Source organism: Leptospira sanjuanensis, from assembly GCF_022267325.1.
GTDB classification, from domain to species: domain Bacteria; phylum Spirochaetota; class Leptospiria; order Leptospirales; family Leptospiraceae; genus Leptospira; species Leptospira sanjuanensis.
This window is the reverse complement of the sequence record NZ_JAIZBG010000001.1, coordinates 1,328,186-1,343,713: the sequence shown is the minus strand read 5'-3', so window position 1 is coordinate 1,343,713 and position 15,528 is coordinate 1,328,186. Positions and strand designations below refer to the sequence as shown.

The window sequence follows — 15,528 nt, the reverse complement described above, 5'->3', positions numbered from 1 at the left end:
CGAGAGGTCCGGAATCAAATCTCGTCGATGAAAAACGACGCGGGAATCCCGCAAAAAAGGAGAATGACGGGGCGACCATTGCGTCCAAAATTGTCTTAGGATGAGAGGGAATTTCCGTTGGATCGGGGATTCTTATGAACGGAATGAATTTTAGATACAACCACACGCCCTTCGGCTATCAGAGAAGAAGAACGAGAGAAGTAAAAGTAGGAGACGTGAAAGTCGGAGGCGCAAATCCGATCGTCATCCAGTCGATGATCAACAGCGACACGACCGATACGCAAGGCTCGGTAAAACAAATTCTCGAGTTGGAGCGAGCTGGCTGCGAAATCGTACGATTGACCGTTCCTTCTCAAGCGGACGCGGACAATCTGCCGGCCATTCGACAGGAGTTGAAAAAAGCGGGCAGCAAGGTTCCCCTCGTCGCGGACATTCACTTCACCCCAAGCGTCGCGATGAAGGCCGTGGAATACGTTGAAAAAATAAGGATCAATCCGGGCAACTTTGCGGATAAGAAAAAATTCGCGGTTCGGGATTATACGGATTCGGAGTACGACGACGAGCTGGGAAGAATCAGCGAAATTTTTTCTCCGCTTGTTCTGCGATGCAAGGAGCTCGGCGTCGCTATGAGAATCGGGACCAATCACGGTTCCCTTTCGGATCGGATCATGAACCGCTACGGCGACACTCCGCAGGGGATGGTCGAGTCCGCGCTCGAATTCATACGCATCGCGGAAAGTTTAAATTATTATGATATTATTGTAAGCATGAAAGCCTCGAATCCGCAGGTGATGGTTCAGGCGTATCGATTGCTCGCTTCCAGATTCGACGAACTTAGAATGGACTATCCCCTTCACTTGGGCGTGACCGAAGCGGGAGACGGAAAGGACGGAAGAATCAAGTCCGCAATCGGAATCGGCTCCTTGCTCGAGGACGGACTGGGAGATACGATTCGTGTCTCTCTCACCGAAGATCCGGTTCTGGAAGTTCCCGTCGCAAAACTCCTCGCCGACAGGTTCAATGCAAGGAGCGCGGCCCCCGAACGTTCGAAAGGATATTCCGAATTTCGAAATCCGTTTTCGTACGAAAGATTTTACAGCGGCGAAATCCGAATCGGAAAATTCGAAGCGGGAGAATCGCATCCGGTGCGCGTGGAAACGGTCCTTCCATTCGAAAACTCCAATTCGTTTCTTGCGAACGTCGCCAAACTCTACCAATACGGGAAACCACTTTCGATCGAACCCGAAAGCATCTTGGTCGATTCCCCTTCTCCCGATTTATTAAGCGAAATCACGGAGTCCGCAAAGGCTTTGGAAATTCCGGTCGGAATTCTTCTCGCCAAGAACGTTTCTCTCAACGAAAAACTCCAAAAGGAACTCAAACGGTTTCCCAAGATCGTATTCGATCCGTTTCTCCAATTTCAAGACGGAGAAAAGATGCTGGCCTTTCTGCGGGAAAGACAAAGCGCCGGATTGTATACCGAGATTCATACGAGCGGAGAACGGATCGAATCCCTCAAGGGACTTCCGGAAACGTTAGCCGAAATTGGAATCAAAAACGTGATTTTTTCCCTCGAAACCGGAGAAATCCTCTACGACTACCGCAAACTCGGAAATATTCTGAGCCGTCACGAATTTCCGATCCTGTTGCACGGATCGTTTGCAAATACGGACGAGGCTCTATACGGTGCCGCCATCGGAATCGGCGGACTTCTAATCGACGGAATCGGAGATCTGATCCGGATTCAAACGCCGAAACTCGAGGAGCTCGAAGAAACGTTCCAACTTTCTTATGACCTTTTGCAGGGTACAAGACTCCGTTTGACAAAAACCGAATACATTTCCTGTCCTTCCTGCGGAAGAACGTTATTCGACCTTCAGGAAACGACCGCGAGAATCAAGGCCAGAACGGGACATCTCAAAGGCGTAAAAATCGCCGTAATGGGATGTATCGTAAACGGGCCGGGAGAAATGGCGGACGCGGATTTCGGGTACGTAGGTGCCGGCCCAGGGAAAGTACACCTCTACCGAGGGAAGGAAATCGTAATGAAGAACGTTCCGAGCGAAGTTGCGGATGAAAAACTCGTGGAACTGATCAAAGACAACGGAATGTGGCGGGAATCGAGCGCCCCTTAGGAAGCGAGATTACCAAAAGGCAACGGAGTGTCGCCGTTGGTTCTCAGCGAAAGCTGAGATGCGCGGAAACGTCAGACACACACCTTTCCTTATTTTACGAAGCAAAGACAACGATCAGTTAATTTTTTTCCAAGATTTGTTTTGATTTTTCTTTTACCGCGCGTCCCCCAGACCTCGGGCACACTTTGTCAGAAAGATCGAGCCGAAAGACGCCGCGCCGGCTACGAGACAGCGTTTTATAGAATGGAAATCGAATGAGTTTCGTTTATTTGCTCGATTCTGAATGCCCGAAATCCGATCATTTTAAGAGAATCCGCAAAATAGTGTTGTTTTATAGATTGTTCCGGGTGACATAGACTCTTTTATCGGATAGCAAGACGCGAACGGAAACGTTATGAATTCATTTCTCAATTTATACAACTGGAATATCCGCCAAAAGTTGATGGTGATTATTTCCTTCATCATCCTGGTTTCTTTGGGAGTCATCATCGCTCTCGCAACGTATTTTTTCAAATCGGACAACGAGGTTCGGATCAAGGAGAACAACCTGAAACTGACCGACGTGATCAGTCAGAAAGTCCGTTCCGATATGGCATCGTTGACCAAACGTTCCCTACTTCTTGCAAGGGCCGTCGCAAATTCCGAAGGTTCGAACGATATTCTTCAAAACGACGAAGACATCTTCTATCTGAAAATTTTCAGAAAAGAAAACGGAGATTACGCCGGAGTCAAACGGATCGTCAACGAAAACTCCCTCAAAGAACTGAAGATCTCCCCGGAAGAATCGGATAAGATCGTCCGCAAATATTTGAACGGACAACGAAAAGCCCAACCGGGAAAACCCGTAGTATTGAACGTATCTCCCGATTTCCAAAAACCGGTCTTATATCTTATGATCACAATCGGAGACGGGGTGAATACCGCCATCGTGATTTCCCTCGTAAAGATGGATTCTATATTAGATTCTTTTAAAACGTCCGGAATCACCCAATTTTTTCTCGTGAGTCAGGACGGAAAACTGATCGCGCATTCCGATCCGAAATTGATTCTGCAACCGATCAATGTTTCGGACGATCCGATCGTGAAGAATCTTTTGGACAGCACGATGAGCAACGGGCAAACACGTTACAAAGGAAAAGACAATCAGTTCTATCTCGGCTCTTTCCGAAGGATCGGTTATGCGGGACTTGGAGTGATTTCAAGCACTTCGGAAAAGAAAGCCTTTGAAGAAGTTTATAATATTCAAAAACGAAATATCTATCTGATGATCGTCGTGGTAAACGTATCGATCCTCTTCGTATTCTTTTATTCAAGAAGATTGACCCGTCCGATTCTCAAACTCGTGGACGCTTCCAAAGAAATCGAAAAAGGAAATTTTCATCTTACGTTGGAACCGGAATCCGGAGACGAAATCGGAAAACTCACTTCTTCCTTTGTCGAGATGGGAAAGGGACTTTCGGATCGGGATAAGATGAAGGACGCGTTCGGCAAGTTCGTCAACAAGGACATCGCCGAAATGGTTCTCAAAGGAGAAGTCAAACTCGGAGGAGATAAACGGGAATGTGTGATTCTTTTCTCCGATATCCGAAGTTTTACTTCGATCTCCGAAAGAATCGAACCGGAACTCGTCGTCGAATTCTTAAATCAATACTTTACGGCGATGGTTAAGTGCATCAACGCAAACGGCGGAAGCGTCAACAAATACATCGGGGATGCGATCATGGCGGTTTGGGGAGAATTGGGACATACCGATTCCGATACGGAAAACGCGATCAACGCGGCGCTCGATATGCGTAAGAGTCTTTTGCAGTTCAATAAAGGAAGAGGCACCGATAAAAAACCGAGGATCTCGATCGGAATCGGAATCAATACGGGAGAAGTCATCGCCGGTCAAATCGGTTCCGAGGATCGTCTGGAATATACTGTCATCGGAGATACGGTCAATCTCGCTTCCCGAGTAGAATCCCTCACGAAAGAATTCGGAGCGGACATTTTGATCACCGGAAATTCTTACGAAAAGGTGAAAGGAATCTATAACGTGGAAAAACTAAAGCCCATCAAGGTAAAGGGAAAACAATCCCTGCAAACCATCTACGCGGTTTTGGGACATTCCAAAGATAAGAATTGCCCTAAGAATTTGAAAGAACTCAGAAAACAAATCGGACTGGAGTTCAAGTCGGGCGGGTCTAAATAACGGTATGAGAGATCGCTTTCTTTCAGGCGACAGACCGTTGTTGTTGATTTTGATCTTCAACATAGTCCTGTTTACGGCCGTATTCTTGTATGATTATACGCAATACGGATATCAGGGTTCTCAAAAAGTCATCGGGACCATTCTTTATAAGTCCAATACCATTCAGAGAAAGTACGATTCCGAAGTCGTTTGGAGAGAGATCGAAACGGGGAATTCGATTCAAAACCGCGACACGATTTTAACCTCGGAAGGCTCCCAAGTCAAGGTTCGCCTTTTGGACGGAAGCGAGATTATGATCGCGGAAAATTCCATGGTCTTTATCGATTATTTGGACAACCGCGCGAGTTTGGAAATTTCTTCCGGGGGTCTTCAGGTAACGAGAAAACCGAACAACAAAGAGAACCCCTCTTCTCTTGGAATCCGTTCCGGGGACGGAGTTCTGAAACTCGTCGAAGGGATCGTCAATGTCGAAAAACGGAAGGATCGAAAATCGCTGGAATATTCCATTCTTTCCGGATCGATCAAAGCGGATCCGAGCAATCCGTATCCGATGATTCCGAAAAAGTCTTTGGATGGATTTGAAAAATTATTTCCCGTTCCCGATAGCATTCAAACAGCCGCGTCGATCACGGCGGCCGCCAATTCTTCCGCAAACGGAAACAATTCCGCGGCTTCCTCTTCGTCCGGCGCTACGTCTGCTTCGGCAAACACCTCTTCGTCTAACACGGGTTCAACGACCGGCGGATCATCTGCCACGAGCCCAGGCAACTCCACGAATTCCGAGTCTAACTCCAATTATGGAACCTATGACAACGGAAATCCGAATTACAGATCCACCACCGGTTCCAATTCAAACAGCGGTGGAACAAATTCTTCCAACCCAAACTCGGGAACATCCGCCAGTGGTAATGGAAACACAGGTGCGCATACCAAGTCCGGATTAAAACTCGATCGCCCCGGAGATACGAACAAAAACAACGCTTCAAAACAAAACGAAACCGGCGCTTCCAAATCCGGTTCGACGTATGATCCTGGCGACTATGTCAATAAACAGAAATACGAACAGACGAAGATCCAAGAAAAATCCGATTCCACTCCGAATCAAAACCGCGGAGAATTCAAAAACACCGAATCTTCTCAAAAAGACAACAAAGGCGGCGGTTCCACTTCCTCACAGGAAATGAAAAAGACAAAGCCGGCCCGCGAATGGACTCCCGAAGAACTTCTGAAACAAGAGAAAGAAAAACGCAGAAGAGAACGGGAAGACAAGGAACAAAGAGAATTCTTAAGAATGTAATTCGCGACCCGTAGGGAGCGAATTAGCCAAAAGGCAGCGGAGCGTCGCCGTTGGCTCTTAAGTCAAACTTGAGAAATAGCGACCCGTAGGGAGCGAATTAGCCAAAAGGCAGCGGAGCGTCGCCGTTGGCTCTCAAGTCAAACTTGAGAAATAGCGACCCGTAGGGAGCGAATTAGCCAAAACACGCTGGGCGATCAGGCGAAAGCTTTCCGCGAAGTGGGTGTCGCGATCCGAAACGCAACCCTCAACGTCTTTGTAGATTCTTTATTTTCGAGATTGTAGGAACTACCACGTTTTCCTAAAAGACGGTTTTTGTCGAATTTCAGCGATCCGTAGGAACTCCAACAGAACACGCATTTGAACTCAGCATCTCACTCCCTACGGGTCGTTCGATGGTCGGCATAACTCAGCGGCGTGTTCTATGCCGGAACTACATCGGCCGGAGTGAGAGTTTCGATATTGTGGGTAAAACCTTCTTTGTCGTGAAACAAAACGACGAGCTTGTCGCCCTCAAAGGAAATCACTTCTACGATCGTGTTTGTGTGAACGAAAATTCCGTTGTGAAGAAAGGTACGTTTGGTAATCTTAACTTTGTCGCCCGGTTTCATTCGGCCTCTTTGTTGAGATAAAGATCTTTTCCTTCTTTTTTCATCACGCTGAATAGATGGATCTGCTTTTGATCCAAACGCGTTCCGATATCGTAGATCGCATCCGTAAAATCGGCGCCTTCCACATTTGCTCCCGCGAGTTTCGCCCAACGCAAATCGGCTCCGCGAAAGTTCGCGTTCCGAAGATCGGCGTTGTTCAAGAAGGAACCTCTGAGTTTCGCGCCCGAAAAGTTCGCGCCCACAAAGGAAGAATTCTGAAGGAACGCGTGTCCGAGGTTAGCCCCGCCGAAATCGACTCCGTCAAAATTAAGTTTTTCTAATATAATACTGGAAAGGTCTTCGCCTTTGAGAGAACCTTTTTCCTTGAGAATCTCCAGGGCCTTACCCGCGGTGATTCTTTTTTCCTTAGGAACCCCTTCTCCGCTTTCATAGTCTTTCACCGCTTGCAAAAGTGCTGCGACCGCAGACTCGGGATAATTTTTACGTCTTTCCGGAAACTCGAACATCTTTTCAAGATCGGCCGGAGTTACGTCCTTCAGTTCTTGAACGGATTTGCCTTTGGCGAACTCGGTCGCCATCGCCAGAGCGACGATTCCAAAACCGCAACCGGTCGTGGTATAACTCGCGTCCGTTACATGATCTGTAGAATCGATTTTAAGATAAATGCGGTAACCGTCGCCGCAACCGACGTTGCGGTAGTTGGAAACTACGGTCGCATCCTCCATCTCACGATAGTTGACGCGATCGTCGTTGATCTGTTTGTACCGTGCGAAGTCCATTACACTCATGAAAGTTCACCTGCCCGGTTTTTAGACGGCATAAAGGAGGATAGGAGAGAGAAAACTCTCACTGCATCTTGTATTTTTTCTTAAACTTGTCAACCCGACCGGTCGTATCCACGAGTTTGGATTTTCCGGTAAAGAATGGGTGGCAAGCAGAACAAATTTCCACGTTGATATCGCCGATGGAAGTTCTCGTTTCGTAAACGGTTCCACAGGATGCGCAGCTAATTTTCGCCGCTCTATAGTTTGGATGAATTCCGGTTTTCATAAATTCCCTTTTTAAGCGCTTATTGGGTATTCATACTGGCCAAAAATGCGTCGTTTGTCTTGGAAAGACGCATTTTTTCCAGCAATAATTCCATGCTTTCCGTGATGCTCATAGGAGAAAGTACTTTTCGCAGGACAAACACTTTCTGGAGAACGTCTTTGGTGATCAGGAGTTCTTCCTTACGGGTTCCGGACTTATTGATATCGATCGCGGGAAAAATCCGTTTGTCGGAAAGTTTCCGATCGAGGTGAATTTCCATATTACCCGTTCCCTTGAATTCTTCGAAGATGACCTCGTCCATTTTGGAACCGGTGTCGATCAGAGCGGTCGCAATGATGGTCAAAGAACCGCCTTCTTCGATGTTTCTCGCGGCTCCGAAAAACCGTTTCGGTTTGTGAAGCGCATTGGAATCCACCCCGCCGGAAAGAATTTTCCCGGATGTCGGAATGACCTGGTTGTAGGCTCTCGCCAAACGAGTGATCGAATCCAGAAGAATGACGACGTCCTTACCGTGTTCCACGAGACGTTTCGCTTTTTCGATGACCATCTCCGCGACTTGAACGTGTCTTTGTGCCGGTTCGTCAAACGTGGAAGAAACTACTTCTCCCTTAACGTGACGAGCCATATCGGTCACCTCTTCCGGACGCTCGTCGATCAAAAGGACGATCAGAGTACATTCTGGATGATTGGAGGTGATCGCGTTCGCGATATTCTGCATGAGAATCGTTTTACCGGTTCTCGGAGGAGCCACGATCAAAGCGCGTTGTCCTTTCCCGATCGGACACATGAGATCTAAAATTCTCGTGTCGAGCATCGAAGGATCGTATTCCATCTTGAGCCTTTCGTTCGGATACAGAGGAGTTAAGTTGTCAAAAAGGGCACGTTTGCCTGCGACGTCGGGAGTATAACCGTTTACCGTTTCCACACGAAGCATCGCAAAGAATCGTTCGGATTCTTTCGGAGGACGGATCTGACCTTCCACCGTATCCCCCGTTCGAAGACCGAAAAGTTTGATCTGAGAAGGGGAAACATAAATATCGTCCGGACCCGGAACGTAGTTATAATCGGGAGATCTTAAAAATCCGTAACCGTCCGGTAACTTCTCCATAACACCCGCGGCGTGAACTTGACCGTCTCTTTCCGCCTGCGCTTGGAGAATGGCGAAGATCAAATTTTGTTTTTTAAGACCGCCGGTATTTTCAACTCCGAGACCTTTTGCGACTTCGATTAAATCGGCGATCGCTTTTTTCTTCAGTTCGACGAGATCGATAGGAGCGGGAGTCGGACCTTCGTATCCTCCCCGTTTGCGTTTGTTGCGGGATCTTTGATCCGCGTTATCGGAAGATTCGAAATCTTGAGATTCTTGACTGACGCCTTCTTCTTCGATTGAATCGGTCGTTTCGGACTCGTTTTGGTTGTGGTTATTATTCTGGTGGTGGTGTCTGTTCTTATTGTCTCGTCTTGCTGTTGCCATATTAAGGAGCTACTTGAGTTTTAAAAAAGGGGAAGGATTCGCCTTTTTGAGATTTTATTTTTGAGAATACAGGGTGGAGAAGAGATCTGTTTAGATCGGCTCTACTCATGAAGTAACCGACTTTATAGAAGGCTGTCAACGAAATTATTCAGCGGGCTTTTCTTTTTTTTGCGGTAGATTTAGAAGCGTTCGATTTCGAAGAATTCTTTTTGGGAGAAGAACCGGTTTTCACAACATTCTTCCCCTGCTTTTTGGAAGGAGAAGTTTGTTTGGAAACGTTCGTTCCTTCTACTGTTTTCGGATGCGTTCCTTTGTCTTCGGATGGTGAGGACGTTATACCCGCCTTTTTACGAGGAATCGGATTCTCCCTCGAAAGCGAATAACGGCTTTGCAGATCCAAAAATTTGATCCTATTTTGAAGGGTTGTTCGAGGAACGCCGAGCTCCAAAGCCGTATGAGAGATATTGTCCTGATTTCGCTTTAACGAATGGAAGATAAACGAGCTTTCCACTTCTTTTAGCATGGTTTCGAGCGGAAGCTTTTGAAAGAAAGCATCGCTTACGGATGGGAATTCCAAACCGCTTTCATCCTGACGGCCGACCGAAGAACGCGGAGAAACGAAATGATACAGATAACCCGCGATCTTGGAATTTTGTTTGAGAACGATGATGCGAACGTTACACTCGAGTTCGGTGACGTAGGTTTGCAGAGAGAAGGGAGAATTTCCGTCGAGCTTGAGTTCGTTGGATTTCAGATAGTCCGCCAATAAATTCTTGCTCATTTCCTTGAGAATTCGTTCCGCTTGCAGGATCGAATCGCGGAAGTATTTTTTGGGAAGAATGTTCTGTTCAAAGGTTTCGTTGTAAAAGATCGAACTTCCTTCTAGATCCGTCGCAAGTAGTCCGTCCGGAAAATTCTGCAGAATGAGTTCCATAAACCAAAAACGGGAATTCTGCTCTTGTTCCTGTTTTTTTTCTTCGGTGATCGGAGCCGGTTCGGGACGATTTCCGGAAACGAGTTTTCCCAAACCCGCCATGACTTGAACTTTATCCCATTCTTCCTTTTTTTCACCGGTTTTCGTAAGCACCGGAATCGAGCTTTGTCTTTGGAAGTATTGAAAAAAGGACTCGGGGATTTCCGTTTCTAAAAAGGATTCGGGAAGTTGGGAATATTCTCGGTCGGACGAACTAAGATCCGCCATTTCCATCTGAATCAACTTGCGCGATAAAAGCCCGACGAGATCCCCCGATTCGTCCACTACCGGAAGATGCGTGGCCGGAGTGATGAGAAAGTATTTGTATAAGGCTTCTATTTTCATGAAAACGGATCTTTTTTCCAAGTGCCGATTTGGCGTCAGAATACTCTTATTTTCCGGTCTGTCAGAAAATTCCTCTCTTTTTTGAAGTGCTAAAAAGCCGGTCGGGGGAAAAAGATTTCTCGCAATTGCGGGGAGTTCCCACAGTTCGAGAGTTGTTTTCCGTCCGACGGTTGTGACTGTGGTAGTTCCCACAATTCGGAAGCAATTTTCCATTCTATCGCTGTGAACGTGGGAGTTCCCACAGTTTCCAAGACATATGTAGTCCGCCGACGTAAGAATCCCGAGATTCGTTTCCCCAAAATTCCTGCGAGAAAAGCCGGAGAAGCGTCGTTCGACTGTGGCGATATCGGATCTCAAAATTCGGACAGTTTAGCTGTATTCGCGACTACGTTCGTTTCATCAGATGCGTTGCGTCTAAGTCCGCTCTACCCAAATGCCCGATCGGGAAAATCATCGAATGTCGCTTGGTTTATGAGTTCATACCCGTTTCGAAAAAGCGGAGACTGAGAGCGGAATCGGAAGCAGCGGGTAGGAATCTTCGAAGATCGAACTCCGTCGATTTCAATGTGCAAAAAATTCGAAAGAAACAGGATGTGTGAGCAGCGAGCGAGACCAAAGGACGATCAACTTACAATAAGATGACTACATTATAGTTTTCAAATAATCTAACCCATAAGACGATTCCTATATTACAAGCCTGCTCTTTTTGTTTGGAATAAAATTTGACAAAAAGAATTTCAAGCACGTTGCTATCTACAATAGAGGTCTAACGTTCGCACAAGCGGTCGTCACTAAATCACTTTTGGCCCATAACGCGCAAGTATACAATGAAACTATAAATTACAAAAATAGAATGGTGCATCTATGAAATTTGGACCGGAGTTCCGTCCACCACTGCCTTATAAAAAAAGAAAATCCGTTTTTAAAATGAAACAAGTCGCAGCCTTGATTTTTCTGCTATCAGCTTCCTTCTGCAAGCCGACCGGCGGATCGGATGACTTAAGCGCTCTTTTGATTTCCTTAGCCGGTGGTAGTTCCAACAAGATCGGAACGGGTGTGAATGGAAATGATACTGGAAATCCAAGTCAGCCCGAATCTCCGTTTAGGCCGATCTTAAACGACTTAGCTGTTCAAACTGCGTACGTAACCGGAGCGGGTGGCGACGATCGGCAAAGAGTTACAGTTACTTTTTCGTTTCAAAATGTTCCATCCGGACCTTTGACTCTAAAAGCATACTTAGGAAGACCGAACATTATTGCGCTCAGTGCGGACGGAACTACGGTACAAAACTATATTCAAGAACGCCTCAATCCCGACCCAATGTTCCCGAATGAATTTACGTTTTTATCTCCGGAAACGACACAACCCTATCGGATCTTTGTGCTGGCTTCGAATTCGTTCGGGAAATCATCCAAGTCCATTCTTTCCACGGCGCCTACTCCCCCGGCCGGTCCTTGCGCCAACGCCGTCTCCGCACCGACTACGATCGGGAATTGTGCGGAACATTGTATTCAAGTAACGACCAACGGAAATCTGATCGAGTTTCGAGGAAGTGTAACTACGGTTAACGCAGAGGAATATCTATATATGGACCTGACATCTTCCACTCCTTCCGGAGGAACAGGACCATTTCCGTTCTCTTATATCGAGTTATTCAGCGCAGGCGAACCCCCCGTTTCGGTCGCTCCGGGAACCTATACAACCGAACTTCACAGTGTAAATTCGGATACATATAACGAGAACGCTTGTATCGGAATCAGTTCGTATCAGGTTTCGGATGGCTCGGGCGGATTCAAGGACAGCTACTTATTTAAAAAAGTCATCATTCCTTGATCAGTTTTGGCGTCAAAAGACGTCGAGTTGTAAATTGAAAGTTCAATCGGCATTTTAATAACAAATCGTTTTTCTCGATTTTTAATTTCGCACACGACACATACAAAAAGTGCTACGAAAGAAGGCGGAATATCCGTTATTGAATCCAACACATTCTCCCGACACGGTGACTCATGATCTTCCAACCGAAAGACTTTCAAAAAGAAACGGACCGCAACTATGACTCCGAATTCTACGGACGAATTCATACTTTCGATTTCGACGGAGCGATGCAATTGCTCGAAACGATCTTCCAAGAAAAAACGAACCAAGGAAGAAAAGGAGAACCGACGGATTTTCTTCACGATGACGACGAGCAAAAAAGAGGAACCTTGTCGGGACATTTCAAGGAAATGGTCGAACAGTTTCACTTCGACGAACCCTTGCAGCACAGGGTCGATCGGATTCTCGAAATTCTGGAAGAAAGTTTAACGGAAGCGGCCCTCCAATCCCATCGATTCAAACCGTTCAACGGAATTTTATTCAAGATGAGCGATTACGAATTCTGCAATGCGGTCGCGGATTCGATTCACTTCGATACAAAGACCCATGAAATCTCGCCGATCTTCGGACTCAATCACGAACTGATCTGGGACTCCGATTCCTATCCTCCGGAAGAATCTTCCGAATCCTACGATTTCATCTATGATCTAAAATCGGGAAAATATAATGTTTCTTATCTCGGCGAAAAGTTAAAGGGGAAGAAGCTTCACATTCACATTAAGTTATTATTATTTTCTAAAATGATTCGTAAAATCGTAGAAACACTTTTATTAAACGAACGCTTTGCGAAATTTCCGAAGGCTTTCCCGTTCTACGTTCTTATCAATGCGGAGGGTTGTTACGACTTAGACAAAAAGGACCGTTTTCTGTTGGAGGTTCGTTCTCCGATCGGGCTGAAGGATCTAACGGACAATCCTCATCAATCCTTGCATGAAAAATCCTCAGAGGCGAAAGAACCCCCTTCCCCTCTGGAAGAATTTTTGTTTTCCTTGGATTTTTTGAACAAATCCGATTCCAACGAATTCCAGACTCTGCTCCGTTTGACCCACGGCGAACCGCAGTGGAAAAAATTCCTGGAACGAGCCTCTCAAAATTCCTTTCTCGAATATGAGGAAAAGAAAAAAGAAATCGAACAATTGGAAGCGAATGCGAAGAATCGGGAGTTCGCAGCAGTTCTGAAAAAAACCATGAAGTTCGGACCGACCGCGTTCTCTTCCTTCTTTTGGAGACTCGCCCGGAAAGATCCGCAATCACATCTGGAATCCGCAAAACGATTTCAAAAACAGGTTTTTCTCAATCCTCCCGCTCCACTGGAAGACAACTACAAGCAAGCCCTCCCTTACATTCAGGATTTCACATATATCATCACCAGTTCTTACGTTGAAATTCCCGAAGAATTCAAAAAAGAATCGGAAGCGTATTTCAAGGAAGCGATCGATCGAATGAAACATTCTCCCCATCCCGGATTTCGCATCCGCGCTTTCGAGATCGAATACAGACTAAAGGAAAACGATTGGAAACCTTCCGAACGGCATCCGATCGAAAAAAATCCGCCGGAAGAGTATCTGGATTTAATGACAGAACTCGTTCGTTGTTTACCCGAAGAATTCCCTTGGTTTGGAGAAGCCTGGGATTTCGTATTCGAAGACCGCCTCCATTCTCTCGGACAAAAGGCAAAACGTTCCGTCCCAGCGGTGATCGAAGTTCTGGAACGGTACAATCAAGAACGTTTCAACGAAGACGTTACGCGAAACATCGCTCCGGTTTTGTATAAAATCGGTTGCGAAGACATCCATCCTTTGATTCATCAGCTCCACCAAAGAAACGAATTCTACATGGAGGATTTCTATCATAAATGGTCCAAACAAGCTCCGGCCAATCGTTGGAAACAATTTGCCGAAACGATTCGAACCGATATCGATTCCCTCGCGAAGGCGTCCGTATGGGAGAATCTACTCTACGACAGCGATCCCGGTTTTTCGTTATATTACGAAAACATCGAAAAAGAAGCCGATCGAAATCGAATCTTCAAATTTCTTTTAACGGCTCTCTTAAAAGACGCCGGACCGATCCTCCAACGCTTTGCGTTCTTTTATAGCGAACGAATCAAAAAGTCCGCCGGCAAAAACAAGGAACGGTTTTTTAAAATCGTTTCTGAAATGACCGAACTCCTTCAAAGATTGAATGCGATCGAATCGCTCGAACCGAGTCATCAGTTTTCTCTGCGATGCGGAATCGCCGCAAAAGCGATCGAATCCTATCTGAACGACGAACCGAACTCGCTCGAACATATCCAAAAGACGATCGAAGAATTTCCGAAAAATTCTTTATTATATTTTTTGAAAGTATCCCATATCGAGCGAAAAAACGGAATTTCAAAAGCGATCGAAGAATTAAGATCCGTTTTACCGATTTTGTGGAAGGACGATTTCGTATTTACAAAAGCGTTCTTTTTATACCTGCTTGCTTCCGAGCACCGATGGGAAATACTTTCCGCGGGAAAACTGTACGCATTTTACGAAAAAGTCAAAATCGATTTCGAAAAGGATTTTTTTACGGACGGAAAATTTTCAGGAAGGCTGGATTCTTTCGAAAACGATCCGTTTTCCAAAGTCCTCAAGGAGGAATATTCCAAAATCGTAATTGATTTGCATAAAGATTGGCTTCGATCCAAAACCGAGAAATACGAAGTCGTTTCGAAAACCGATTCTCTTAGCGTCGAAGAATTGGTCGCATCTTTAAAACCTGGAAATTCTTCGCTCAATCGTTCCATCGCACACAAGCTGATCGATCAGGCAGCAAATTTCACCGAAGAACTTCTACAGATCTTGGATTGGGAAGAAACACAGGAATCCTCTTTCCCGATCTTGAAATTATTCTATCAAAATCCTTACCTAAAAGAACGTTTATTCGAAAACCCGGTCTTCCAAAAGAACCTCGCTTTCTTTATCAAGAAATACCGCGATATTTCCGCGAACGAACTCAGCAAAAGTCTGTTTGTAAAATTCAAGGAACTTCAAAATTCTTCGGTGATCGTTCAATCGGTCGCGGAACTGGAACACGAAACGATCCTGAATTCTTTTCTTTCCGTTCACTGGGCTTTCCAGGAAGAGGGTAAACTTTCAGAACTCGGGCTCCTGATGGAAAGTATATTAAAGAAAATGAATTCTAAAAAACCGGAATACGTTCTCACGGCGACGAACTTGAGCGTGATTCATATTCAAACCGGAAACTTGGAAAAAGCTAAGGAGGTGGCCGAGAATCTATTTTCGATGGATTGGAGTCGTTTCGATTATCAAAAAGACGAAACCGATACGTTCGCGGAGAAGGTTCTCGGAGGGGATTTGAACGAACAATATTCCACCGTCTTCAAACAGTATTATTCTCTCGCCCATTTCAACGCGGCCTGCTTGTATTCCAAGTTGGAAGATCCGGAAAAATGCGTGTTTCATCTCAAAGAGGCGAACCGAATCGGACCGCAAAACTACAATAAGGCGAAGATTCTTGCGGAAAAGGATTTTGAATCCGTAAAAGATCATTCCGTATATCAAGAATTCTTAAATTCCATCCACTGAGA

Annotated in this window: 10 protein-coding genes; 5 read left to right on the top strand and 5 right to left on the bottom strand. The window is 45.8% G+C overall.

What is annotated here, in order from left to right:
* Positions 1–143 precede the first annotated feature (143 nt).
* The 3 genes from ispG to LFX25_RS06090 all read left to right on the top strand — a co-directional run bounded on the left by ispG (position 144) and on the right by LFX25_RS06090 (position 5,626).
* Positions 144–2,135, top strand: a complete 1,992-nt coding sequence (ispG, locus tag LFX25_RS06100) for a (E)-4-hydroxy-3-methylbut-2-enyl-diphosphate synthase (protein ID WP_238731516.1) — start codon at positions 144–146, stop codon at positions 2,133–2,135.
* Positions 2,136–2,529: 394 nt separating this feature from the next.
* A complete protein-coding gene (locus LFX25_RS06095) occupies positions 2,530–4,329 on the top strand; it encodes an adenylate/guanylate cyclase domain-containing protein (RefSeq protein ID WP_238729438.1) in 1,800 nt (599 codons plus the stop codon).
* Between the two features lie 4 nt (positions 4,330–4,333).
* A complete protein-coding gene (locus tag LFX25_RS06090; protein ID WP_238729437.1) occupies positions 4,334–5,626 on the top strand; it encodes a FecR family protein in 1,293 nt (430 codons plus the stop codon).
* A gap of 419 nt (positions 5,627–6,045) precedes the next feature.
* On the opposite strand, the gene LFX25_RS06085 is transcribed toward LFX25_RS06090, so the two are convergent.
* The 5 genes from LFX25_RS06085 to LFX25_RS06065 form a co-directional block, all read right to left on the bottom strand.
* Positions 6,046–6,234: a hypothetical protein gene (locus LFX25_RS06085; RefSeq protein ID WP_238729436.1), complete on the bottom strand. Its 189-nt coding sequence runs from the start codon at positions 6,232–6,234 to the stop codon at positions 6,046–6,048.
* Positions 6,231–7,022 (bottom strand): pentapeptide repeat-containing protein, encoded by a 792-nt coding sequence (locus tag LFX25_RS06080; protein ID WP_238729435.1) that lies wholly within the window; start codon positions 7,020–7,022, stop codon positions 6,231–6,233. The genes LFX25_RS06085 and LFX25_RS06080 overlap by 4 nt, the downstream gene beginning before the upstream one ends.
* Before the next feature lie 58 nt (positions 7,023–7,080).
* Positions 7,081–7,284 carry a 50S ribosomal protein L31 gene (rpmE, locus tag LFX25_RS06075; RefSeq protein ID WP_118955328.1) on the bottom strand — a complete coding sequence of 68 codons (204 nt, stop codon included), beginning with the start codon at positions 7,282–7,284 and terminating at the stop codon, positions 7,081–7,083.
* A 19-nt stretch (positions 7,285–7,303) separates the two neighbouring features.
* Positions 7,304–8,758: a transcription termination factor Rho gene (gene rho, locus LFX25_RS06070; protein ID WP_238729434.1), complete on the bottom strand. Its 1,455-nt coding sequence runs from the start codon at positions 8,756–8,758 to the stop codon at positions 7,304–7,306.
* Positions 8,759–8,906: 148 nt separating this feature from the next.
* The gene (locus LFX25_RS06065) at positions 8,907–10,076 is read right to left on the bottom strand and encodes a transcriptional regulator (protein ID WP_238729433.1); all 1,170 of its coding nucleotides are present in this window, start codon (positions 10,074–10,076) and stop codon (positions 8,907–8,909) included.
* 927 nt (positions 10,077–11,003) lie between these two features.
* Here LFX25_RS06065 and LFX25_RS06060 point away from each other — a divergent pair.
* Both LFX25_RS06060 and LFX25_RS06055 read left to right on the top strand, forming a co-directional pair.
* Positions 11,004–11,909 carry a hypothetical protein gene (locus LFX25_RS06060; RefSeq protein WP_238729432.1) on the top strand — a complete coding sequence of 302 codons (906 nt, stop codon included), beginning with the start codon at positions 11,004–11,006 and terminating at the stop codon, positions 11,907–11,909.
* 173 nt (positions 11,910–12,082) lie between these two features.
* Positions 12,083–15,526 carry a TPR end-of-group domain-containing protein gene (locus LFX25_RS06055; protein ID WP_238729431.1) on the top strand — a complete coding sequence of 1,148 codons (3,444 nt, stop codon included), beginning with the start codon at positions 12,083–12,085 and terminating at the stop codon, positions 15,524–15,526.
* Positions 15,527–15,528 lie beyond the last annotated feature (2 nt).